The organism is Corynebacterium suranareeae (assembly GCF_002355155.1).
Lineage (GTDB): Bacteria > Actinomycetota > Actinomycetes > Mycobacteriales > Mycobacteriaceae > Corynebacterium > Corynebacterium suranareeae.
Genome location: NZ_AP017369.1, coordinates 2,085,457 through 2,106,437, shown reverse-complemented (window position 1 = coordinate 2,106,437; position 20,981 = coordinate 2,085,457). Strand labels below are relative to the sequence as shown.

The window sequence follows — 20,981 nt, the reverse complement described above, 5'->3', positions numbered from 1 at the left end:
ATCGTCAGACACGGTTTATGTATTTGGCTACGCAGCGGGTGTGGGATGCGTTGGGTCGGGAGACGGGTCGTTTAGGTTTTCCTGAAGCAGATGAAACACCTGAGGTTTCTGGTCTATTCCATGTGGTGAATTTTGCGGAGCGCGGGGTGATTGCGTGGAATGGAATCCTAGGCGCCAGAGAGCTGTATGGTGATGTTTACTCCCTGTGGCTGCAATACCAAAATACCGATACTCCTTTAGGGTGGCCGATACCATCATTGACATCATTAAATGAGTCACTCGAACAAGAATTCACCAGAGGTGTTGTTTTAGGCTCAGGTGATGCACTGACATGGATTCCTGACGATGAAGAAAGAAGTTTGGAGGATTTCCTCCCAATTGGAAGTAGCGGCTCATCCTCATCGAGCCAAGAGATGACCCTGTTTTCCCAGCGTGCACAATACGTGGATTGCAAGAATCTTCCCAATTTAGATGAGCAGAGAAAAACTGAAAACAACATTGAAAAGAATGGTGGCCCGATCAAAAAAGAGTATAGTTCGCGAGGTTTCCCCACCGAGTTCAGATTTGTCGTGAGAAAAGGGCATTATGACCGTTACAGGAATGAAGGCTGGGGATATTTAAAAAACTATTGCAAACACAACTTCGCCAACCACGCTATGGCTGAGGCCGTAGTAGATAAAGCGGTGATTGATTATGGCTCATCGCCAGGAACCAGCTATTACAAGTTCGAGAAAACGGTGTACTTTCTAGATTGCAGAACTTATACATTCAATAAGAACTCAGGATGTAAAGAAATGCACGCTCCGCAATGGGTGACTATTATTTACAATCCTCATACTTTCACTGGAGCAAATTCGAACAGACCCAAGGGGGTAATTTCAGCATGGTGTAATTCAACCCCACCTGGTGGAATCGAACACGAGCCGGAAATTTCCCAATGTCCTGATCATGTGAATCTTTATAATAAGCTTCGCATATGACAGAACCCCATCAACTGTGCATCTACACTAGAGGCTATAAAACTTCCGGATTTCGCTTTATCGGGCCATCGCTAAGTCTAGATTTTCTACTCATCAACATCATGGGAAAGTGGAATGCATTTTCTAGAGTGACAAAAAGGGACGGTAGTTCACTACCATTCCCAGGTAATGTATTTACTAATCAGCGCATAGCCGGAGCTGTTCGGCAGTGTCTTTTTCAAGCGATCGTTGCTGAAAAGTGGTCACTTTTCTCGTCCAATATAAGATCCTTAGTAGCTGATCTACCGGATGTGCTCACTGTATCTGAGTTACAGGAATGGTTAGAGTTCTTTGTGCAGCACACCGGAATTGATGTCAAGGTTGGGCGTGCGCTGATTGTTGATCCTGATCAGGAGTGGGCGCAGTCGGCTGGACGTTGTGAGCTTGTGGGATATTGTGCACTGAGTCCTGGTTCGCCTAGTCCTATTAGCTCGGTTTTCGAAAAGACAGATCTTGAATTGTGGGAGTCAGCATTAGCGACGAGTTGGATGATGCTGGGGCCTTCTACAGCTGAACGTTATGCCTATCAAATGCCGGTTGAGGAATTTTATTGGAGTCATGATGCAGAGTTGCGGTGGTGGGAGAGCTTTGTCAACGGCTGTTTTGACGATTTAACAAGTTTGCAGAAGCTTTTGAGTCTGTTACTGGCCAAACACTATTTATCGAGAGATTACCTAATGGTGCGCGTTTTCAAAATTGATTAGTGCGCCGGGTCAAAGGTAATAGTCGCAAGCGCCGTCGTTTAAAAGTGTTGTCGTTCAGTAGCCGGATATACCCTCCAACTCCTGACGGTTAAACAAGATCTAGGGAGTATTGCGGAAGGAGGCGAGAGGAGGCAGTAGGCTTCCTGCGGCTGAAGTTGATAAGTTGAGCTCATGGGATTTAGCGCGTTGGAGATGTGGTCGACCGAGCTGGGCATAACTGTTTCGGTCGCCCCTGAGCCACAGAACAGTGATTATGAATCAGGATTAGCACAGGTTGAAGGTCATGAGTGGCATGTCCGGACTGGCCGGAACACGCCGTCGAAGCCGGGTGCCTTTGTTGCCTTTTGGCAGCGAGGCGTGGGAGGGCAGACCCAGCCGTTTAGTGACGACGGGATGAATGCTGGTCTTCTTGTCTTTGTGAGGAACGATGTTCGGCGCGGAGTGTTTAGGTTTTCCGCTGGTCATCTTGCAGAATTGGGGATTACCGCAGCAGACGGACAGCCGGGTAAACGTGGATTTCGTGTTTACCCCTCCTGGTGCGAAGGGCTCAATTCGCAGGCCAGGGCCATGCAGCGAGCACAATCGAGTGCATTCGAGGAGTATTGAGATCACGTCGTGCTCACCCCAGTGTAGGGTGGCGACGATGTTGCGACCCCGGAAGTTTTCTGCAAGAACTGCTGACATCGTTAGTAAACCTAGGTCTGTTCTGCCGGTGGGCTATCTGAGGTTTATATAGCAGGAAACAACGCGCTGAGCGCAGCCCAGATTTCATTGGCGATCACGTCTCACTGCATGCACATGAGCGTTTAGTGCAGGAACTCCAAAAATTTTGGTCACACACTTTAGCGTTTTTGGGCACGGTATTGTTGTGAAAGCTCCTGCGGTATGAACAACGCGAGTTAGTACACGGAAAGCTCCTGAGAATAGTTCTTTTTTAGGGCTTAAGGCTTGAAGCTTGAGGGCTTTTAGAAAGCAGGTATGAGGAAAGCACTTCCCCACATGAACCAGAAGAAAGGCATGGACTGGGATGAACAAGACTGATGAAGCTTTCCTTCTTGAAGGCGATATTTTTGCTCCCTTGATTGCGGGTTTAAGTAGCGATAACAGCGCGATCCGCTCTGCCACAGTTCAACATGCGTTTAGATCCATGGATCGCGCTGCAGCAACGGGTACAACTTATGGAGCGAGTATCGTTCAGTCACTGTGTGACATTGTTGTTACGCATATGTTTGTCGAATCAGATTTTCCACGGAAATACGGTTGGTCTGAGATTACTGTAGGACGGCAAATATTTGAGCAACTGGGGCGGAGGTTAGGGCGCGCGTCTGATGAATCCCCCGAAAGGTTTGAGGCACAGGCGGTACCATCAACACATGTTTTCCATGCTCCTTTGGACAAGACCCCGTCGTTTGAAGTTGAGGTCAGTCTTCGGCTATATGCCTTAAAAACAGATTCGGTGAATGTGTCGGATTGTTGTTTTTCTGGTGCAAATTTCGGTGAGTGTTCATGGCAATATGCACGATTAACGAATTGCGATCTTTCCTACTGCAGCTTTATTGGCGCTCAGTTGGGCGATACTGTAATTTCGGGTGATTTGTCGCATAGTCGGTTTCGTGAAGCGGTGATAAATTTTGCTGATATTTCTGCGGACATCACTAATGCCTTCTTTGGGAATGCTGATTTACAAGGGAGTCGGTGTGTGTTTAAGAACGCTTCGGACGCCATCTTCCGGGGATGTAATCTAAAAGGGGCGAATTTGGAGGGGTCCGATGATGCTATTAATCTCTCCGAGGCGGTTGTAGATCATGAGACTGTGTTTCCAGATGGGTCGCTTTTAGAGCGAAAACGTTACAGTGATTATGAGACTATTTCGACGAAGTGGGGTGAGGTGCAGTTTGTTGCCGATCGCTATTGTTCGTAGCATAATCATTCAGTTTTGACAGCATTTGAGAACACGACAAAGCCCTTCTCGGACTAAGTTCCGGGGAGGGCTTTGTCGTGTTCGCACCTGTATAGAAATGCGAATTTGATTGCTAGAATTTTCTCTAATTAATAGGTGATTAAATTTAAGAGATTGCGCGGATAGGTGGATAAAAGGGAAAACATAGGGGTCATGAAATAGAACAAGCACGAGGCCTGGTAAATACGAATTCGACCAAGAAAACGTAAACACCCCAGGAGTACTCGTGCCTGCCCTTCCATCATCTATCATCGACCCCCTCTGGCGCCAGTTCTCCGCCTTAATCCCACCGGTTATCATCACCCACCCACTAGGGTGCCACCGTGCACGCATTGCTGACCGGATCATCGTCGACAAACTCATCGCAGTGCTTGTCCTCGGTGTCTCCTATATCAAGATTTCCGATTCCACCTGCTCAGCCACCACGATACGCACCCGCCGAGACGAGTGGATCACTGCCGGGATTTTCAAGAATTTAGAACAGATCTGTCTGGAGTCCTACGACCGTTTCATCGGGTTAGACCTAGAAAACTTAAATGTTGATGGCTGCATTGTTAAAGCTCCCTGCGGCGGAGAGGTAGCCGGCAGATTCCCGGTTGACCGGGAAAAAGGCACCAAACGCTCGTTAATGGTCGATGGACATGGAATCCCGATCGGGTGCGTGGTCGCCGGAGCCAATCGGCATGATTTACCGTTGTTAGCTGCAACCTTGGACACGCTCGGCCGGTTTGGGGGCTCTCTTCCCGATCAGATCACGGTGCATCTCGATGCTGGGTATGACTCGAAGAAAACCCGCAGGCTACTCAGCGAATTTGGTTATAGCTGGGTGATCAGCATTAAAGATGAGCCGCTGCAGGCTGGGACTCGGTGGGTGGTGGAGCGTACTAACTCTTGGCATAACCGGGGTTTTAAGAAACTTAGTATCTGCACCGAACGTTGTACCCGGGTTGTGGAAGCGTTTATCGCTTTAGCCAACGCGGTGATTATTCTGCGTCGGCTTATCAAACAGGCCTGGACTAGTTACCGCTGGGACACCCGACCGGGCCACAGACCTTAATCTATCCGCGCAATCTCTAAGGAGAAAGTTTATGACAAATAGGACCTGACCCCTGTTTGGTAGACACCTAACATCCCAACATTCTGGGACAGAAAGGTAACCTACCTATCATGCCAACCAAGACCTACTCCGAGGAGTTCAAACGCGACGCCGTTGCTTTGTACGAGAACTCCGATGGGGCCTCACTCCAACAGATCGCCAACGATCTCGGCATCAACCGAGTAACCCTGAAATACTTCGATCAATAAATACGGTGCGCATGCCTCAACCAACACCAAAGAAGCAACAGCAATGTCGGAAGCTGAACAAATCAGACAGCTAAAGAAGGAAAACGCACTACTGCGTGAAGAACGCGACATTTTGCGCAAGGCTGCTAAATATTTTCCCGGCAAGAGGCAAGACTTATGACCCGCTTCTGGTTTGTTGACGACGTGCGAAAAACCTACTGAAGTTAAGCGGTTATGCGAAGTGTTGAAAATTAACCGTTCCTCGTATTACAAATGGAAAAAGACTGCTCTGACGAGGAAGAAACTCCTGCTCAGCGACGCAGTCCTGGGAGCGAAGATCAAGTCCATCTTCACTAAAGAACGCGGCTGTTATGGTGCGAAACGTATTACGGCCGAGCTTAATGACGGGCCAGGTACAACAACTCCGGTTAACCACAAGCGAGTCGCTCGAGTGATGTCTTCGATGAAGCTTGTTGGTTTTACGAAGAAACGCAAGGTCATCACCACAATCCCAGCAGCTGTCAAGCCGGTGTTCCCGGACTTGGTGAAGCGTCAATTCAACGCTTTGGCTGCCAATGAAGTTTACGTCGGGGATATTACTTATCTGCCGATTGCTGATGGGTCGAATATGTATTTGACGACGGTCATTGATTGCTATTCTTAGCACGGTTGGTGGGTTTTGCCTTTGCGGATCATATGCGCACGTCATTGGTGCAGGAGGCGTTGATGATGGCGAAGAGTCAGCGAGGCAGTCTACAGGGTGCTGTTTTTCATTCGGATCACGGCAGTGTGTACACCTCGCAGGCGTTTCAGGACACTTGTAAAAAGTTGGGTGTTCGTCAGTCGATGGGTGCTGTTGGTACCAGTGCGGATAATTCGCTAGCGGAGTCGTTTAATGCCGCGCTCAAGCGGGAAGTGCTGCAGGATTCCAAGACGTTTGCTAATCAGTTGGTGTGCCGTCGGGAGGTATTTCGGTGGTGTGACCTAGTACAACACGGTGCGCAGACATTCTTGGTGTGGCTATGTGGCGCCTGCGGTGTTTGAGGTCCAGGGTTCTGCTATTCTGAAGTCTGCTTCCTGATTAAATCCCCTGTGTCTACTTTCAAGGGGTCGGGCCCGTGTGAGAGTGCTGTTTTGGGGCGCGTAGTGGATCTGTGGGAACTGTTTTTTGACTCAGGGTTTGCCTTGGGGTGAGGGTCAAAAAAGTGAGCCGGGGAACCTGTGGGGCAGGGGTGAGCGGGCGCTATTAATCACAGATATATGTGTGCACAAATGTTGTTTTAGCCCGCGGCATTGCCCCTTTGTAGGTACACATTTCCAGGGGTAAACCTCATAGCTGGGTTTGTGGGGTGGGAAAAAACCTCTGCATATTATGCATGACAGAAAAGGGCCAGGAGGGGCATCTTGCAAAAAATTATGCACAGCGGAGACGCATCAAAGGTGCCCCTATAGTGCGGTTTGTCGCAGCTGGACGCGGATCGTGAATAAAACTAGCGGGAGTGACCAGGAGGTGCTTAAAAGTACCTGTAATGAATCCTTTCACCCCACAAACGCATGTTTTTTGACCCTATAAATGAATAAAACCCCTGCAAGCAGGTGCTAAACAAGTGGTCCTAGCTGGGTTCGAACCAGCTGTAGCGACCTGGTGACCTCACAAAACGCGAGGTGGCGATGGCTTCATTTTAGCAGAAAGCGCCCAATAATGACCAGAAATGAATCCACTCACCCCACGCTCACCCCACGCGGGCGAGAGGGTGAGCGATGGCTTCTGTTTGTCTTTTATACGCATAAACGGCAGTGACAAGTGTGAACAAAGGTGCTAAAATCACCCTCTGCCAGCAGGGTGAAATGTCTAAAGTGACTGGTAGTGACACTAAGTGACTACTCTGACACCTTCACTGAATGACATTTCTTAACCTGAAAACTATGCGGGAAATTGGAAGAGGGTTTGTGATATATGTCACGATCGAGGAATTGGGGAGAGATCGAGAAGTTGCGCTCTGGTCGGTACAGAGCACGCTTCATGCACGAGGGTAGGCGATATTCGGCTCCGCATACTTTCGGTACCAAGGGTGAGGCTGATGAGTTCTTGGCCTCTGAGCGCACGGCCATTATCAATGGCACGTGGATGGATTTTGAGATGCGGGAAAAGTTTAAGCGGGCACAGCTTGAGGCTGAAGAACGCATGATGGAGTCCTTCTTCAGTTATGCATCGAGGTGGATAGAAACCCGGACAAATGCCCGAGGTAAGAAGCTTACTCAAGGGGTGAAGGATGAATACTTACGTTATATAACATCAGATCGACTAAGTTATTGGGCTGATTATGGGCTCTTTGAAATTACTGTCGCTGATGTTCGTGAGTGGTATAGCGATACGATCCAGGACGGCAAACTCACCGCGATGGCACGAAACTATACGTTGATGAAGTCTGTGATGAATACTGCTGTAGAAGATGGCATCATCCCGACGAATCCGTGCAAAGTACGTGGCGGGGGTAGTGCCAGCACAGGCAAAGATGTTGATGTGCCGACGAGTGCAGAGCTTGATGCGATTATTGCCGCATTACCGGTGAAGTACTTTGTGATCGCTGTAGTTGCCATTGCTGGTGGGCTGCGATATGGCGAAATTGTAGCGTTGCGCACCACTGATGTGGATGTCTACTTTAATCGCGAGGGAGAAGTAGATTGTGTTCGAATAAGAATCTCCCGGAGTATTACTCATACTAAGTATCACGGTCGAGTAGAAGGTCCACCTAAGAGTGCCGCAGGCGTGCGTAGCTTGTATATCTACGGTGAGGATGCAGTGACTATTGCAGCATATGTGGACAGCGTTGACGTGGGTCAGCGGTTGTGGAGTGCTATTGGGGACCCGGAAGATCCGATGCCGTATCACACCTTTAAGCACAACTGGGATCGAGCGCGAAAAAGCATTCACAGTACAGCGACCGTCCACTCGATGCGTCACTACTCCGGTACGAAATATGCACAGGTTGGCGCAACCCTCAAGGAGGTGATGGCACGGCTTGGGCACTCAACGCCGAGTGCAGCACTGCGTTATCAGCACTCAGGTGAGCGCGATGGGGAATTGGCAAAGCGTGTGGCACGTAAAAGTGCTTGATTAAATTCCAAAAAAAAACACCCAACCACAGGCATTTTTTTCTAACGCTGTTGTTGGGTGTTGTTAACGGGAAAGGTATTTCACCGGATACTTTTTGAGAATTTCATCGGGGTATCCGCTGAAGCCTTTGAGCTTCTTGTGCCGGCGACGGCAGTTGCGTCGGCAGCGCGGGCAGCTGCAGTGGTCAATGAACTGACCAGATCGAATAGCCCCCTCATAGCGATCTTTAGCTTGCTGCTGAGCACGCTTGCGGCGCTGGGATGGGTTTTGGCCGAAGAGAGTAATAATAGCCATGGCACCGAGCGCCATAACGATGGGGATCATAAATGCAACGAACATGATGGTTTTTCCTTTGTGGTTGAGTGTTTTTAATAGATAAACAAGAGCTTGTGGTTGTTGTCTGTGCTTAAGGTAGCAAAGGTATATGACACGCACGTGCATGTACCTTCAGTAGTGTTAGCACGTTAGTGCTAAACGGTAAACCTTAGCCAGAACAGATAACCTTGAACCCTTGATCTTCACACCCACTCCCGGCTGCTGTCCCACACAGCAGCAAGGGATAGCCACCTTATGCACGCGCAGGCGTTGTGTGCCCTCATCTTTTTTCACCTGACGCCACCGCCAGCCGTGCGGTCACCCAAAAAAAATAACCCCCTCGCGCAGCTGTGAAAACAGCAGAAGCACGAGGGGGTGTGTTTGTAGTTTGTTTAATCGAGCAGATCAACACCTTCTTTGAGGCGTTGCTCGCGAGAGACAGAGTTATCGGGCCACCGGACGTTAGCCTGAGGCTCCCATTCACCCAGATCGAATTCGTTGTCGGCGATGAGGCCGGGTAGATCGCCGGAGAGTTCATATGCTTTTTCTACAGCATCTTCGGGGGAATCTGCCTCAACGTCAATGTAGGTGGATGCAGTTGCGACAAAATGGACGCGGTGGGTCGCCACTATTAGTGTCCTTTCTTAAGGCGATATGTGGTGTTCGAGTTCAGTCTTCGACTTTGACGACGTGCTCTTTGAGGCGTTGCTGCGCGGTGGAGTGAGTGTCTAGCCAGTCAACGTCCGCGCGTGCCTCCCAGTCGTGGAGCTCAAAGTTGTTTCCGATATTAACGTCAGGGTAGTCAAATTCTTCGTTGGCTCGGTCGAGTGCTTCCTCAGGGCTGTCTGCTTCGACTTCAATTATTGATTCTGCGAGAGCAATGAAACTGACTTGGTATGTCGCCATAGTGGTGTTTCTTTCTTGTTGGGTTTGTGTGGTTGGCTGGCGAGCTAGTCGCGCCGCATAAGTCGGCGTAGACCGCGAATACTGCGTAGTATCGCGTAGCCGGCAGAAAAGGCAAGAATGTTGAGCACCAGCATTTCATGGACGCGCTCAGGGGTGAGTGCTACGACCAGCAGCAGTGCTGCTGTGATGATAAACAGCGGTTTGATAAGCGAACCCAAGAAGCTTGTTGCGTGAAATATCCGCCGCATCGCGGGGCTGAGCTGGTCGGTGGGGATGCTGATGGTGGATTTATGTGCTGTACACATAGCGACCTTTCTGTGTTGATGTTGTTAACTATTCGTCGCGGAGCCCGTCTACAACGCGGTTGTTGTCGGCGTCGATCTCAAAACCTTCGCTGTCAAAACGTGTCCAGCCGTAATGGAAGCCTTCAACAAGGCGCTCGTAAGTTAGTGTGCCGTCTGGTTGAACGTGATAGACAACAACATCATGGTCGTCATGAATCTCGATTGCGGTGATAGCGCCGTGTTCAGCAGCAGCAATATGAGGGTTGGTGAGGCTTTTTAGAACAGCTTTCTGCTCGTCGGTGATCGTGATGGTGTACTGAGGCATGATGACTACTTTCTTGTTTTGGGGTGAGTGTGGGTGGAAGGGGATTAGGCACAGGTAGGCACAGGTAGCTGCTAAAACAGCTGTAGCCAGCCAGCAGCACGCTCAGTGAGCCGGTAGACCTTGGCGGTGGTACTACCGACCTGGTGCTGGCCTAGAACACCAGGTCGCAGCAGGCCGGCGCTAATGCACAGTTCGGTAACATCAGCGTGCAGATCTGGGTTAATGATGACGTGGTTAAGTTGCTTGAGCTCTACATCGGCAAGGTTGATGGTGAGGTCGGCATATTGTTCCGGTACACCGTTTTCATCGAGTGCGTAGAGCATGATGGCCGGGCGAGTATTTGCTACATACTGAAACGGATATGCCTCAAGCATGGTGTATTCACCGTCGATGGGTCCGCGAATAGACCAGGGCTTTAACGTGGTGGGGGAGGTCATGGAGGTTGTCTCTTTTCTAGATTTGGACCGGATAGTGTTGTGGAGTTGTTGGTGTAGATAGAGAAAACCGCCTGCACAACAGGGTTAGTTGCACAGGCGGTTAAAAAGGTGGGTGTAGCGATAAGCTCGCTGCGGGCTTAACAGTGAGCTTTAAAGATCAGGATGATCTTCGCCATAGTCATCCATATCACGGATGTCTTCGGCGATGAGCACGGTGTTATCGTCCTCATCGAGATCAGGGAAATCATCATCAATGAGGCTGATCTCTTCGGTCTCGGAGCTACCTCAACGATCATGGGTGTTCGAGCCTTTCTGGGCTAGGTGTGTGAACGGGTTAGTTGGGGCCAGAGTTGAGTAGTGAATTTTCAGATAAGTCCTGCGTAGTACTCACGAGCTAGGTTGCTACCTCGTTGTGCGGATTCGACACCCTTGTACCAGGCGTATGCCTCATACGCTTTGCTCAACAACATGGGTATAAGAGTGTTATCAGGATTGATGAGTGCAGCAGTGTTGAGCACCTGCTTGGTGCGGAACGCATGATATTCGGAACACAGCGCTTCGATGCTTAAGGCATTAGCGACAGACACAGGGAAGATAGTCGCGCGTTCTACAGGGTTGTTTGCAGTGCACAATGTTCGTGTCACCGCACGCATGAGTGCTCGTGCATGTGCTGTGTACTTAATGCACGGTGAGATAATGAGGTCGCGGAGATCGGTCTGATTGAGCGCGAAGCTGGTCAGCACGATGATGTTGCCGGGATTGGCAAGAAAGTACTGTTCAGCAGCGTGGTTGCCAGTGCTTAAAGTGTCATTAATTGCTACATCTGGGAATTTTTCAGCAGCTGTTTCCAGCATGTCGTAGATTTTTGTGAAGGCGAGTTGCTCGAAGCGATCAAGCTGACCTGGGGTGTGCTCGAAGTCGGTGTAGAGAAACACATCGTCGCAGATGGCGTCAATGTCGAGAGCATCGAGTACATCATTAGTGTGAAGTTCGATGGGGTTATGAGGCATAGTATCGAGTCTCTTTCTAGAGAAGAACGGTGTTGTGGGTATGAAAAAAACACCCCTAGCATTTATGGCACTAGGGGCGGTGTTGTGGTGTTGGGGTGCATCCACAGCGCAGGTGAATCCGTGTGCAGCTACGCTGCACAGTTATTAGCGGTAGGGGTGGGTAATGTGCTCGTCGGCACCACCGGTAGGTACGCGATCAGCATCCGCGTTAGGTGGGACAAACTGCTTGAGCGCATGTTCCTTGGATTCCCAGCGGTCGATGTCTGCGTCGATATAGTCAGTAACATCTTTAGGCTGCATGTCGGCTGTGATGTTGGGGTCAGTAATGCGAAGCAGGCGCACAATATGCGATCCACCCTCGTCGCGCGAATCTTTCACGTGACGGTAAAACGTATCGAGGGCTTCGGTCCCGTCGTTCATGGTGGTCGCGGGTAGCCAGTCGAAACCACCTGCCCCGTGGAGATCATTAGCTGGTGCAAAAGAAATGACGTAGATGGGGTAGCTGAGCACGCGCACAGTGTCGGTGGTGATGTAGGACTGTGGATTAACAGCATTGTCCTGGTTGTTAAACATATCGACATAAGGTCTACCCTTAAATCGCTTATTGCTGGTTAATGGGTTAAACGGATCGTTGTCGGCGAATCCCAGCACAGTGTGGATGCGATAGCGGCCAGGGTACTCATAAGATGGGAAAAGTCGCGGTAGGAATACCTGATCGCCGATCTTGATGCTCGTAATAGGTGTGTCCATGCCGAAAAGAAAATCACCGAGTTGATTAACGAGTGGTTGCGTACTGTCGATGCTGAGTAACCTGTCGTGAATTCGGTGTTCTGGCGACGTGTCGGCAGGGGAATTAATTCGATCAACGATCTCGTAATCTTCGAGCACGTAAATGCCATTGTCGTAGTCGGTCTTGTCGCCTAAATGCTGTGGATCGACAGTTTCCAGACGGATGGCATCGTTGTTGTCACGGAAGAAATTCTGCAGCATCGTGATGAATGGTGAAATCCACTTATCATCGGCGTTGATGGATGGTAGTTGTGCATATTCGGCGTATTTGAGAAAAGCTTTGACAGAGTTGCGGTTGCCGTTCATATTGAGACGGAGACCGATGGTGGCATCTTTAGCTATGAGGAGAGCGCTGTGGCTCATAATGATGAATCCTTTATTGTGGTGCGGATGGAGGTGGGTTTAAAAAATGCACAACCCCCACACCAGATGTGGTGCGAGGGTTGTAGAGCTGTGTATGTTGCGAGATTTAGGGCTTAAAACTCATATCCTTTTGATGTTTGACGCGGATGTTTCCCGTGTTCACGGTCGATAAGCCCGAATTGTTGCATGTCAGCGATAACAGGTGTGTCGTCGTTGAAGATATAAGCGCGAGCAAGATTATCCGTGAAATTCTTGGTGATGGTGGGGTCATTGTCAGAGACAGGTGCGGTAAGCACATAATCTGACGCGTACGCTATCAGCATGGAGTTTGCTGCGAACAGTGCGGTTCGTTTGTTGCCGTCCTCAAAGGGTTGAGCACGAGCAATGTTGACAAATGTAGAGATTGCTCGCTCTTCTAATGGCGTACTTGACGGGTATGGTTTACTGAGCAGCCGATCAAGGCTTGTCGTTGTTAGTGCAGGTGGTTCGTGGCGCCCATAGACAGTACTGACTCCGATATTTTGATGTTCAGCTCGTAGTTGTCCTGGATTAAGGGCGCCACTGCGAATGATGGTGGCATTAATAGCACACAGATACTTGGCACTTAATACTGAACGCGGATCATTGATAATGAACGTAGCCGCGTCGCGTAAGTCCTCTAATAGTGCAAGATCTGCACGACTGTTAATGCCGGAGGTGTCTCCTGTTCGGAGGAATTCTGCGGTATCTAGACGGGAGCTTCGGAGATTGTCAAAGACACGTCCAGATGTATAGATGACTTCGCTTAGGTCTGCGGCAGTGATGATTGACGTTCTGAAACTATTCATGCCCATTCATTCTAGGTGGCGGGCGTTAACTTTCAATTCAACAGTTAGTTATCACGGTGCACTCCGTATTAAGAAGAAAACAGTGCTTCTGAGGACAATCCGATGAGTGCAGAAGAAGTGTTGCTACCAATGTGTGACGGTCCGTTATCAGTAAGCACAAGTGAAGTATTTGATGCAGATCCTTCCTCCTGGTCAGCATCGTCACTATCTTCGGCAGTGTCTGTGACCGTGATGCCGGTGGTGTCAAGAATCCACTCAAGGGAGGCAAATACATCAGCGCCGGATTCGTCATCAAAAGATCTATCGTTCTTATTTATTGTACCGTGAGACATAATGCCCACAACCTCGTCACCGATGAAGATGGGGCCACCAGAATCACCCTTGTGGATTCGACCAGTTTCCGCGCTGTCATAATCAAAGAGCAGATAGTGCGATCGACCGACACCGTGATGGAATTTTCCTGACCTTTCACTGTAGATGTCGGTGAGAATCATGTTGACAGATTCAGCAGTGCGGATATTGACACCACCGCCACCAAAACCGACTGACTGTGCAGCGGTTCCCAGTGGATATTCTTGTGTGGGGAGCTGCGCAATGGTGCCCTTGTGCACGCCGTTGATATTAATGAGCGCTAGATCACCGGACGGTGCGCGGTAAACCTCACCCATATAGTTACCTTCATTGCGATGAATACCTGGAGTAATAGGCGTGATGGTGTCGATGTCGCCAAGAATGTTGATGTCATCGACACAGTGGCGTGCTGTGAGTACCCATGATGGTGAGATCATGACACCGCTGCAGTTCAATGCGCCTGGTCCGATTTTTGCGACAGCGTTGGCAACGGAATCAGTTGATGGGACAGAGCCGCCGATGACAGCAGAGGCGTGGAATGGATAAGCTGCAACTATACCGAGTACGGCGCAGACAGTGGTGAGGGTAGACATGATTTTTTTACGGCTTTTCATAGAATCTTTCGAACTTTCTTCTTTGAAGGTGTGTGTGGAGTGGTGGAGAAAAAACAAGTGGGAGATGCAGAAAACCCCAGCTCACACAGAGAACATCTGTATGAACTGGGGTTGAGGACGAAGAGAGAGAGAGGGGATAGAGGAGAGAGCTGGTGGAGTGGAGGCGGTAGAGAAAGCGGTGCTTAGTGAGTCTGTTTAATGTTGCAGCACGCCGTAGTCATCGAAGCTGCCACCGAATTTGAGAATGAGCCGCGCGAGTTCAGTCTCGTCAAGAGCCCCATGATCGGTGTTAGTGCGCCAGACAGCGCGCGGTGAGTGTTCCCAGCTTGCGTCTTTGACTGCAACAACGAGTCCGAGGGCATCATCTAGATCATCTGCGTTAAACATGATGACCGTATTGGGGGGATATGAGTGCAGGTTCTCTTCGATAGTTGCCTCAATATCATTGGCTGTGGGTGTGACGCACGCTGCGACGAGGGCAAGAATATCGTCGGTGTTGAGCTGAATGTTTTGGCCGAGCTTCGGGAGGCTAACGTGAATGAGATCGTCATCATCGCGTTGATTGACAATGATCTCGGTGCGCTGCCACTGGGTAATGCGCTCGCGTCGCCACTCGGCGATAGGTGCGCTATCTCTACCCCATGGGTTTTTCACATAGCCGGTTGGGGCGGGTAGATCGGCAGTATCAATGAGTTCACTCAGGGCAAGCTGATGATCGGGATGTGCGTAGCGCACGGAAAAGGGGTTGTTCTGAGTGTTGTCAGACATGATGGTGTTTCTTCTTTCTAGTGTTTTGAGCAGCATGTTGTATGGAGGGTGCGAATTTAGTCACTAGTAGAGCCCTTTTCTACATAGTGATAGAACACCCCGATGATCTGATCAAGGGATTCTTTGGTGAGGTTGTGCCAGGCAGTGATAGCGTTTTCTGCTTCCAGCTGGGTGAGCTTGTCGCGCTTAATAAGCGTAGCCAGATCCTCCATGCAGGCTGTGATGCCGTAATTCATGATCAATTCGTGGACAAACTCAGCAATGCGCTCGGGGCGAATTGGGTTGTTGATGCGGATTTCATCAGGCTTGTTATCGGCGCGTTGGGTGTTGACCCAGTTGAAGGCATCCTCACGGGTTCTAAGTGCCACAGCGACAGTTTCTGGGGTATCGGTGTCTGCCGAATCTGATTCAACCAACTCAAAACCATAGGCATAGGGCTCGTCGGGGAGCGGATCGAAGCTGTAATCCAGGTTGGCTTTTGGGTGGTCGGTGGACTTATCTGAGGTGGAGTTATCCGTCATGGGTGATACTTTCTTAGTTGTTGGTGGCTTCAAGGTAGATAGCAAGGGCATTAAAAGGGTTAAACCTTGGTAGATCAAGCTCTGGTACCAGCTGGGTATTCGCAATTTCAGCAAGCCCGTGACCACCCTCGAAAGAGACCAGGGACATACCCTCAGTGTGGTTGACAGACACAGTGATGCAGGGTTCGGCGAGATCTGGGCTGTTTAAGACAGTGCAGGTCAACCACTTGAGGTTGCGCTGGGAATTGGTGGACAGCAGATCATGGATGGTCAGTGGGGCAGACATAATGGGGAGAGCCTTTCTGAGGTTTTTTAGGGAAGTGTTGTGGCATAGCAAAACACCCCATGAAGCAGGTGCCTCATGGGGTGCTGGGGTGGGTCAAGTTGATGCAGCTAGAGCAGCCTAGTCTTTGTTGAAGCGATCAATTTGGATAGTAATGTCTTTGCCGACAAGATCATCAGAATCAAGCAAGTCATTGAGCTCGGTGTGAATGTCGCGAGAATCCTCCGGCAGATACTCGCCACCGAGGTCAAAACCAGGGAAGAACTTATGGATCACGCCGTGTAGCTCGGGTGCCAAACTCATTTCAAAATATAGCGCGAGAGGATGACCCTCAAAGTCGGTGGCATAAGGCTCGTTAGTAGCTGTGTCAACAGCATAAGACTCACCGATCAGCGAAATATGCGAACCATACTGTGGTGAAAATTCATAATCAGGCTCATGAGGATTGCGCACATGAGTGACTTCTTCAATGGTGACACGCTGGTGAGACATGACACTGTAGGTGTCGAGGTAGCGCTGTAGGTTCTCAGCGATCTGTTCGGTGCTCAAGTGATCGAGATCGCGATTGGTAGCTGCTTTACTGATAGTAGGTTTCAGTGCTGCAGCGGGGAGCTGGAAAAAAATGGAGCAAAAAGGTTTTTCGGAAATGATGTGTTCGACATCGTAAAAATCGTTGGGCATAGGTGTACTTTCTTGCACAAGAGTGGGCGATTAAGCGCCAGGTTTTCTGTTGATAGATTTTAGCCGGCCTTATGGATAAGGGCTGTGTATAGCAGTTGGGGTACACAAAAAAGCTGTGTTCGAGCATTCAGCCGAACACAGCTTCGCTGTGTTATGCACACCCTCAGCCCCGCTCACCTGGGTGGGGTGTGCCTACCCACACACCTGAAACCAGTAGCAACCTTTAGCGCAGTAGGAACTCAGCCTCTTCGTCCCAACAGATGTGGTGCTCGTGCAAGTGTTCAAGTATTTCTTCTTGTTCAGCAGCACTGATGGCACGTGTGGTCTTGGTGTAAACATCGCCGTTGTCGAGCATGTAGGCATCAAAAGGGGATAAAAGCTGGTCTGCGGCACGGACATAGGCGGCATTATGCTCAGTGTCGAATTCTTCTTGTGCGCGACGAACCCAGTGTGAGTCCAGGATTGTTGGTCTGGCACGTTCGCTGTGCTGGAATGCATAGTGAGCATCGCGAAGTACAGGATCAGTAAAGCTGTAGTTGATCGGTGAGGGCTGCACAGAAGATGGTCGAGTGTCAGCTGCGTTAGTCTTAACGACCCGAAGCTGTGGTTGATGCTTGTCTGGTGCAGTAATGATAGTCAGCTGTGGTGCTGGCAGCGTAGTTGGCGGTTGTGTACTGCGAGTGCGATGGGTGCGTGACTCAAGGCCGGGGATGACGGTGAGGTGGTCGCGTTTGTTAGACATGGTGAAACCGTCCTTTCTAGGAGGTGGTGAGAGCTGTGTGTGGTCGGGAAAGAGATCTACAGGTGCAGCTCAAAAGAGCTGTTACGATGCATGTCCATATTTGACATGGGCTCTTGTGCGATCAGCGGGCTGCTTTCCAGGTCGTACCACATCTGATCAGAGCCCTTCTTGAACACGGTGAAAAGTCCGAGACCAGGGATGGAACTTGCGGCGACAGTGCCAACGGGTGCTTGTACGTAGGTGCGGTGGGTATTTCTTTTCTTTGCTGCACCAGTATTGTGCTCATCAATCCAGATGCGAAGTTCGTTTTCAAATGCCTTGGTCATGGGAATGTCGTTGTCCATGCAGGTTGCTTTGAATTCATCGAATAACTCTGGCTCCACACGGAACGAGATGCAGCGCTTGCCACGCTTTGCATTAGTGCTTCTGGCACCATTAGCAACAGTACGTTTTCTTCCGTGTGAGGTATTGATGTTGACAGTGACATGGGGTGCAGAAGTAGATACGGTACGAGTAGTCATGATGATGTCCTTGTTGTGGAGGCTTTAGTGTTTGTCGGTCAGTTGTGCTGCAAGGCGAGCCATATCAGCATCTGATAACAACGCTCTGTGGAGTCGAGGTTGTGGTAAAACGCTGTGGTCGCGTACACGCGGGGTCTCTGAGGCGTCGAGATCGACAAGATCATGATCAATGTTTTTCCAGAAACCAGTGCTGTGCTTGATAAATATTTGCTTGAAGCTGGTTCCAGGTACAGGGATCATTGCGGTTGCATTGGTTGGTTGGCTGGCAAAGACTTCAGCCATGTCGGATTCGGCCTGGTTTTGCTCTATGCGGTTAATATTGCGGTCGATATAGCGCTGTAGAAGGATGCGCGAGATCTCCGTGGCCGTGAGGTTGTGCTTTTTAGCTAGACGCTTCATAGCGACGTGCAGGTCTGCAGGAATAACCATGGTGCGCAAGACTGTCGCTGGATCATCGTGATAGAGAGCTGATTTGTGGGGGAGTGGGTTAGCTCTGAATCAGAGGCGGTGAGGGGTAGGTGATCATGAATTTTTGCGCGATTGAGATCAACTGGGTCCGGTGCGGCGCCATTGTTAATGATGATATTGATAGTGGTCGTAGACATGTAGGAATCCTTCTGGATTAATAGTGGGCGAGAAAAAAGAAACCCCCATCCACCAGCAGATACTGGGTGGTGGGGGTTTCTTTAGGGGTGCTTCTTAGATGAAGCGTGGGTCAATTTCAACCTGTGGGGCGACTGGTGCAGGCGCAACAAAACCGGCCTGTGGCTGTACGTAAGGGTCGTTAACGTACTGTGGCTGCGGTGCGACCTGGGCTGCAACTGGTCCCTGGGTCTGAGCCAGACCAGCGAAAGGGTTGCCTGCGTACTGAGGTGCGTCCTGAGCAGCGAACTGCTGAACTGGTGCAGGGGCCTGCTGTGCAGCAGCCTGAGCCTTGTTTGCCTCAACGACCTGCTTGCGAGCACGGCGAGCGTCAGCAGCAGACTTGGTTTCGAGTGGCTGGATGGAGTCGATGGACAGGTTCAACTCGTAGCGCTTAGCGCCAGTGGTCTTGTCAATGAACTGATCCTGGTGGATGTAGCCGTTGACTGCAACCTGGTCACCCTCCTTAAGGTGGGTGTAGATTCCGTTACCCTCCTTGGATGCGGAGTAGAACTGGGTAAGCGGAACGATGGAGTCCTCATAGACACCATTGCGGTTAGCAAAGTTGTTGGTGGCGTACAGGGTGATCTGAATGTTGCGGGAGCCATCTGGGTTGGAGAAGATCTTTGGATCAGCAGCGAGACGACCGATGACGTTGAAGTTGTTGGAAGGATTAGCAGACATGGTAAATACCCCTTAATGGTATGAGTGAATGAAGGATTAAGTGTTAAGACCCGCAGTGCTTATTTTTTAAGCTGTTGGCTGTGTAGTCTTTCGAGAGTTTTTCCGAACGCAGCTATGCTGTCGTTGGTTTTTAAAGTCTTTTAGATCTTTTAGAAGTCTTCTGACTCTTTAGATCCTGTAGAACTAGGTATCTGACCTAGCTCTTATTGTTTGAGAGTTTCTTGTTGTCTCTCATGGTTGCTCCCGAACGCAGCTTCGCTGTCGTTGAGTTTGTCCATTTTTTAAAGCTTTTAAGGCTTCGCCTGTTTTTCCGAATGCAGCTTCGCTGTCATTGGTCTTTTGCACATCCAGCAACAGTATTTATGAAAAAAACCCACACCATACGCGCAACAGAGAGCGCACAAGGTGTGGGGTTAGGGTGAGTTGTCCCGTCACAGTGACGGAATGGTGGTGAGTCAATACATGGGTGGTTTTCCAGGACTGAACAAGGATTGGGACTAAAAGTTACGGACTTATGTTTTACAGCTGGCACAAGGTGCATCCCAGATCAACGAGCTTGGGGAGCACAAAGGTAAAGGTCACAAAACCCAAGAGTACGGAGATAAGCAGAGCTGCTACAAGATCATCAAGCTCAGCGCCTTTTTCGAGAGCAAGAAAAATAGGGATACCACAGATCAGTGCCACAACACCGAGGGCGAGTACAGAGAAAATGTCTGTGGATTCTAGTACAGGTTGTGCTGTGGCAGAGAAGATCATTTCAAGATCACCCCAGGTGCGGCTTCGATGAACTGGTAAAACTCGTCATAGAACTCTGAGCTGTCAGTCAACACAGTGCGATTGTGGCCGGCAATAACAAGCTGGCTGTAGGTGTCGCTGTATACGCGGTCACGGGTGCGACCTTGAGCAATAAGCTTTTTTAGTTTGTCGAAAAAAACTTCGGCAGTGGGCACAGTATCCGGTGGGGTCTGTGCCAACAGGGTTTTGGTGTAGATAACCATATCTCCGTAGACCACAGCAGGAACCAAATGGTCTGTGAGAATGAGGTCTAACGGATAACCGCTGTCCTCGTCGGTATGTATCTCAATGGCTAGTGGGGACGCGGCTGTGGGATCAACATTGTTGGGGCTGGCAATGAGAGCGAAGGTGGTCATGATAAGTTAAGTCCTTTTCTAGGAATGGATTGAATGCTGGTGCGGTTATACCGCGCCTTAAAACCTACACACTGTGCTCACGAACATTAATGACGTGCATGGTGCGACCAGAGTCTTTGGGATCATCAACAGCACAGAGTGGGAACTCTAGTGGTGTGAGTGTAAAGCCCTGTTTCAACATCTCACTGAGTGTCATATTGACATAAGGGTGCCTAGAGGCGGTACCAGGTAGAGTGCTCTTATGTTTGGTGGCAGCAGCTTTGGCGCTAGCTTCATCAGGGTTATGCGGAATCACTGTAATAGGTCCGCGACCTTGGGTGACGACACTCTTGTTTTTGAGAAAGATCGTGGTGCGACCACTGATGTCATCACGGACGCGGGGTGCAGATTGGTCAAGAATACTTTTGAGTAGTTCATTGCGCTGTCGTTTTCGCAACTCAGGGTTGATCAGCTCTGCGCTGCGAATAAAGAGGGCATCGCCTTCTTGGTAGACACGCACGTCAACTGCTGCGAACTGTAAAACAAAGACATTGTGTGGTTGGACCTCGTAGACAATGGTGGGTAGCTCAGCAACGAGCTGCTCGGGATCAAGACCTAGATCAGTAAGTCGATCAAGGGTGGGTGGGTGAAACGTGGCGTTAGGGTGAAGAAAAGTCATGATGAGGGTATTTCTTAAGAAGGT

At 49.9% G+C, this 20,981-nt stretch carries 29 protein-coding genes and 1 pseudogene; 8 read left to right on the top strand and 22 right to left on the bottom strand.

What is annotated here, in order from left to right; translation table 11 throughout:
• Positions 1-17 precede the first annotated feature (17 nt).
• The 7 genes and pseudogenes from N24_RS16625 to N24_RS09820 all read left to right on the top strand — a co-directional run bounded on the left by N24_RS16625 (position 18) and on the right by N24_RS09820 (position 8,085).
• Positions 18-980 carry an LGFP repeat-containing protein gene (locus N24_RS16625; protein ID WP_231910976.1) on the top strand — a complete coding sequence of 321 codons (963 nt, stop codon included), beginning with the start codon at positions 18-20 and terminating at the stop codon, positions 978-980.
• Complete coding sequence (locus N24_RS09845) at positions 977-1,723, top strand: hypothetical protein (RefSeq protein WP_011014690.1); 747 nt, start codon at positions 977-979, stop codon at positions 1,721-1,723. Before N24_RS16625 ends, N24_RS09845 begins: the two co-directional genes overlap by 4 nt.
• Positions 1,724-1,894: 171 nt before the next feature.
• On the top strand, positions 1,895-2,329 hold the full coding sequence (locus N24_RS09840; protein WP_011014730.1) for a MepB family protein: 435 nt from the start codon (positions 1,895-1,897) through the stop codon (positions 2,327-2,329).
• A 421-nt stretch (positions 2,330-2,750) separates the two neighbouring features.
• On the top strand, positions 2,751-3,644 hold the full coding sequence (locus N24_RS09835; RefSeq protein ID WP_053545074.1) for a pentapeptide repeat-containing protein: 894 nt from the start codon (positions 2,751-2,753) through the stop codon (positions 3,642-3,644).
• A gap of 265 nt (positions 3,645-3,909) precedes the next feature.
• Complete coding sequence (locus tag N24_RS09830; protein ID WP_096456520.1) at positions 3,910-4,740, top strand: IS5-like element ISCgl6 family transposase; 831 nt, start codon at positions 3,910-3,912, stop codon at positions 4,738-4,740.
• 110 nt (positions 4,741-4,850) lie between these two features.
• Positions 4,851-6,048, top strand: a pseudogene (locus N24_RS09825) (IS3 family transposase).
• 876 nt (positions 6,049-6,924) lie between these two features.
• Entirely contained in the window at positions 6,925-8,085 is a 1,161-nt protein-coding gene (locus tag N24_RS09820) for a tyrosine-type recombinase/integrase (RefSeq protein WP_096456518.1), read from the top strand.
• A 63-nt stretch (positions 8,086-8,148) separates the two neighbouring features.
• Here N24_RS09820 and N24_RS09815 read toward each other — a convergent pair whose 3' ends face one another.
• The 6 genes from N24_RS09815 to N24_RS09790 form a co-directional block, all read right to left on the bottom strand.
• Entirely contained in the window at positions 8,149-8,424 is a 276-nt protein-coding gene (locus N24_RS09815; protein ID WP_096456516.1) for a hypothetical protein, read from the bottom strand.
• Between the two features lie 368 nt (positions 8,425-8,792).
• Positions 8,793-9,029: a hypothetical protein gene (locus N24_RS09810; protein WP_096456514.1), complete on the bottom strand. Its 237-nt coding sequence runs from the start codon at positions 9,027-9,029 to the stop codon at positions 8,793-8,795.
• Positions 9,030-9,069: 40 nt separating this feature from the next.
• Positions 9,070-9,306 (bottom strand): hypothetical protein, encoded by a 237-nt coding sequence (locus tag N24_RS09805; RefSeq protein WP_096456512.1) that lies wholly within the window; start codon positions 9,304-9,306, stop codon positions 9,070-9,072.
• Between the two features lie 44 nt (positions 9,307-9,350).
• The gene (locus N24_RS09800) at positions 9,351-9,611 is read right to left on the bottom strand and encodes a hypothetical protein (RefSeq protein ID WP_231910974.1); all 261 of its coding nucleotides are present in this window, start codon (positions 9,609-9,611) and stop codon (positions 9,351-9,353) included.
• A 28-nt stretch (positions 9,612-9,639) separates the two neighbouring features.
• Complete coding sequence (locus tag N24_RS09795) at positions 9,640-9,915, bottom strand: hypothetical protein (protein WP_096456510.1); 276 nt, start codon at positions 9,913-9,915, stop codon at positions 9,640-9,642.
• A 71-nt stretch (positions 9,916-9,986) separates the two neighbouring features.
• Positions 9,987-10,352, bottom strand: a complete 366-nt coding sequence (locus N24_RS09790) for a hypothetical protein (RefSeq protein ID WP_096456508.1) — start codon at positions 10,350-10,352, stop codon at positions 9,987-9,989.
• A 162-nt stretch (positions 10,353-10,514) separates the two neighbouring features.
• On the opposite strand from N24_RS09790, the gene N24_RS16270 reads away from it, so the two are divergent.
• Positions 10,515-10,673, top strand: a complete 159-nt coding sequence (locus N24_RS16270; RefSeq protein WP_157736419.1) for a hypothetical protein — start codon at positions 10,515-10,517, stop codon at positions 10,671-10,673.
• A gap of 44 nt (positions 10,674-10,717) precedes the next feature.
• Here N24_RS16270 and N24_RS09785 read toward each other — a convergent pair whose 3' ends face one another.
• The 16 genes from N24_RS09785 to N24_RS09715 all read right to left on the bottom strand — a co-directional run bounded on the left by N24_RS09785 (position 10,718) and on the right by N24_RS09715 (position 20,957).
• Positions 10,718-11,362, bottom strand: a complete 645-nt coding sequence (locus tag N24_RS09785; protein WP_096456506.1) for a hypothetical protein — start codon at positions 11,360-11,362, stop codon at positions 10,718-10,720.
• Between the two features lie 144 nt (positions 11,363-11,506).
• On the bottom strand, positions 11,507-12,514 hold the full coding sequence (locus tag N24_RS16620) for a hypothetical protein (RefSeq protein WP_231910972.1): 1,008 nt from the start codon (positions 12,512-12,514) through the stop codon (positions 11,507-11,509).
• Positions 12,515-12,627: 113 nt separating this feature from the next.
• Positions 12,628-13,341: a Fic family protein gene (locus N24_RS09775; RefSeq protein WP_231910970.1), complete on the bottom strand. Its 714-nt coding sequence runs from the start codon at positions 13,339-13,341 to the stop codon at positions 12,628-12,630.
• A gap of 68 nt (positions 13,342-13,409) precedes the next feature.
• Complete coding sequence (locus tag N24_RS09770; protein WP_231910968.1) at positions 13,410-14,285, bottom strand: trypsin-like serine protease; 876 nt, start codon at positions 14,283-14,285, stop codon at positions 13,410-13,412.
• A gap of 216 nt (positions 14,286-14,501) precedes the next feature.
• Positions 14,502-15,074 carry a hypothetical protein gene (locus N24_RS09765; RefSeq protein WP_096456502.1) on the bottom strand — a complete coding sequence of 191 codons (573 nt, stop codon included), beginning with the start codon at positions 15,072-15,074 and terminating at the stop codon, positions 14,502-14,504.
• Between the two features lie 56 nt (positions 15,075-15,130).
• Entirely contained in the window at positions 15,131-15,595 is a 465-nt protein-coding gene (locus tag N24_RS09760; RefSeq protein ID WP_096456500.1) for a hypothetical protein, read from the bottom strand.
• A gap of 13 nt (positions 15,596-15,608) precedes the next feature.
• Positions 15,609-15,881 carry a hypothetical protein gene (locus N24_RS09755; RefSeq protein ID WP_096456498.1) on the bottom strand — a complete coding sequence of 91 codons (273 nt, stop codon included), beginning with the start codon at positions 15,879-15,881 and terminating at the stop codon, positions 15,609-15,611.
• Between the two features lie 117 nt (positions 15,882-15,998).
• A complete protein-coding gene (locus N24_RS09750) occupies positions 15,999-16,559 on the bottom strand; it encodes a hypothetical protein (RefSeq protein ID WP_096456496.1) in 561 nt (186 codons plus the stop codon).
• A 223-nt stretch (positions 16,560-16,782) separates the two neighbouring features.
• Positions 16,783-17,301: a hypothetical protein gene (locus tag N24_RS09745; protein ID WP_096456494.1), complete on the bottom strand. Its 519-nt coding sequence runs from the start codon at positions 17,299-17,301 to the stop codon at positions 16,783-16,785.
• A gap of 56 nt (positions 17,302-17,357) precedes the next feature.
• Complete coding sequence (locus N24_RS09740; RefSeq protein WP_096456492.1) at positions 17,358-17,822, bottom strand: hypothetical protein; 465 nt, start codon at positions 17,820-17,822, stop codon at positions 17,358-17,360.
• A 24-nt stretch (positions 17,823-17,846) separates the two neighbouring features.
• Positions 17,847-18,251: a hypothetical protein gene (locus N24_RS09735; protein WP_231910966.1), complete on the bottom strand. Its 405-nt coding sequence runs from the start codon at positions 18,249-18,251 to the stop codon at positions 17,847-17,849.
• Positions 18,218-18,427, bottom strand: a complete 210-nt coding sequence (locus tag N24_RS16615; protein WP_231910965.1) for a hypothetical protein — start codon at positions 18,425-18,427, stop codon at positions 18,218-18,220. Before N24_RS16615 ends, N24_RS09735 begins: the two co-directional genes overlap by 34 nt.
• A 94-nt stretch (positions 18,428-18,521) precedes the next feature.
• Positions 18,522-19,148, bottom strand: a complete 627-nt coding sequence (locus tag N24_RS09730; RefSeq protein WP_096456490.1) for a single-stranded DNA-binding protein — start codon at positions 19,146-19,148, stop codon at positions 18,522-18,524.
• Positions 19,149-19,667: 519 nt separating this feature from the next.
• Entirely contained in the window at positions 19,668-19,904 is a 237-nt protein-coding gene (locus N24_RS09725; protein WP_096456488.1) for a hypothetical protein, read from the bottom strand.
• Entirely contained in the window at positions 19,901-20,299 is a 399-nt protein-coding gene (locus N24_RS09720) for a hypothetical protein (RefSeq protein WP_096456486.1), read from the bottom strand. The genes N24_RS09725 and N24_RS09720 overlap by 4 nt, the downstream gene beginning before the upstream one ends.
• A gap of 64 nt (positions 20,300-20,363) precedes the next feature.
• Positions 20,364-20,957: a hypothetical protein gene (locus tag N24_RS09715; RefSeq protein ID WP_096456484.1), complete on the bottom strand. Its 594-nt coding sequence runs from the start codon at positions 20,955-20,957 to the stop codon at positions 20,364-20,366.
• Between the last annotated feature and the right edge of the window lie 24 nt (positions 20,958-20,981).

Excerpts from the sequence above, each read along its gene's own strand:
- N24_RS16625 (WP_231910976.1), top strand. The coding sequence starts at position 18 with ATGTATTTGGCTACGCAGCGGGTGTGGGATGCGTTGGGTCGGGAGACG.
- N24_RS09845 (WP_011014690.1), top strand. The coding sequence starts at position 977 with ATGACAGAACCCCATCAACTGTGCATCTACACTAGAGGCTATAAAACT.
- N24_RS09840 (WP_011014730.1), top strand. The coding sequence starts at position 1,895 with ATGGGATTTAGCGCGTTGGAGATGTGGTCGACCGAGCTGGGCATAACT.
- N24_RS09835 (WP_053545074.1), top strand. The coding sequence starts at position 2,751 with ATGAACAAGACTGATGAAGCTTTCCTTCTTGAAGGCGATATTTTTGCT.
- N24_RS09820 (WP_096456518.1), top strand. The coding sequence starts at position 6,925 with ATGTCACGATCGAGGAATTGGGGAGAGATCGAGAAGTTGCGCTCTGGT.
- N24_RS09815 (WP_096456516.1), bottom strand. The coding sequence starts at position 8,424 with ATGTTCGTTGCATTTATGATCCCCATCGTTATGGCGCTCGGTGCCATG.
- N24_RS09805 (WP_096456512.1), bottom strand. The coding sequence starts at position 9,306 with ATGGCGACATACCAAGTCAGTTTCATTGCTCTCGCAGAATCAATAATT.
- N24_RS09800 (WP_231910974.1), bottom strand. The coding sequence starts at position 9,611 with ATGTGTACAGCACATAAATCCACCATCAGCATCCCCACCGACCAGCTC.
- N24_RS09795 (WP_096456510.1), bottom strand. The coding sequence starts at position 9,915 with ATGCCTCAGTACACCATCACGATCACCGACGAGCAGAAAGCTGTTCTA.
- N24_RS09790 (WP_096456508.1), bottom strand. The coding sequence starts at position 10,352 with ATGACCTCCCCCACCACGTTAAAGCCCTGGTCTATTCGCGGACCCATC.
- N24_RS16270 (WP_157736419.1), top strand. The coding sequence starts at position 10,515 with ATGATCTTCGCCATAGTCATCCATATCACGGATGTCTTCGGCGATGAG.
- N24_RS09785 (WP_096456506.1), bottom strand. The coding sequence starts at position 11,362 with ATGCCTCATAACCCCATCGAACTTCACACTAATGATGTACTCGATGCT.
- N24_RS16620 (WP_231910972.1), bottom strand. The coding sequence starts at position 12,514 with ATGAGCCACAGCGCTCTCCTCATAGCTAAAGATGCCACCATCGGTCTC.
- N24_RS09775 (WP_231910970.1), bottom strand. The coding sequence starts at position 13,341 with ATGAATAGTTTCAGAACGTCAATCATCACTGCCGCAGACCTAAGCGAA.
- N24_RS09770 (WP_231910968.1), bottom strand. The coding sequence starts at position 14,285 with ATGTCTACCCTCACCACTGTCTGCGCCGTACTCGGTATAGTTGCAGCT.
- N24_RS09765 (WP_096456502.1), bottom strand. The coding sequence starts at position 15,074 with ATGTCTGACAACACTCAGAACAACCCCTTTTCCGTGCGCTACGCACAT.
- N24_RS09760 (WP_096456500.1), bottom strand. The coding sequence starts at position 15,595 with ATGACGGATAACTCCACCTCAGATAAGTCCACCGACCACCCAAAAGCC.
- N24_RS09755 (WP_096456498.1), bottom strand. The coding sequence starts at position 15,881 with ATGTCTGCCCCACTGACCATCCATGATCTGCTGTCCACCAATTCCCAG.
- N24_RS09750 (WP_096456496.1), bottom strand. The coding sequence starts at position 16,559 with ATGCCCAACGATTTTTACGATGTCGAACACATCATTTCCGAAAAACCT.
- N24_RS09745 (WP_096456494.1), bottom strand. The coding sequence starts at position 17,301 with ATGTCTAACAAACGCGACCACCTCACCGTCATCCCCGGCCTTGAGTCA.
- N24_RS09740 (WP_096456492.1), bottom strand. The coding sequence starts at position 17,822 with ATGACTACTCGTACCGTATCTACTTCTGCACCCCATGTCACTGTCAAC.
- N24_RS09735 (WP_231910966.1), bottom strand. The coding sequence starts at position 18,251 with ATGGTTATTCCTGCAGACCTGCACGTCGCTATGAAGCGTCTAGCTAAA.
- N24_RS16615 (WP_231910965.1), bottom strand. The coding sequence starts at position 18,427 with ATGTCTACGACCACTATCAATATCATCATTAACAATGGCGCCGCACCG.
- N24_RS09730 (WP_096456490.1), bottom strand. The coding sequence starts at position 19,148 with ATGTCTGCTAATCCTTCCAACAACTTCAACGTCATCGGTCGTCTCGCT.
- N24_RS09725 (WP_096456488.1), bottom strand. The coding sequence starts at position 19,904 with ATGATCTTCTCTGCCACAGCACAACCTGTACTAGAATCCACAGACATT.
- N24_RS09720 (WP_096456486.1), bottom strand. The coding sequence starts at position 20,299 with ATGACCACCTTCGCTCTCATTGCCAGCCCCAACAATGTTGATCCCACA.
- N24_RS09715 (WP_096456484.1), bottom strand. The coding sequence starts at position 20,957 with ATGACTTTTCTTCACCCTAACGCCACGTTTCACCCACCCACCCTTGAT.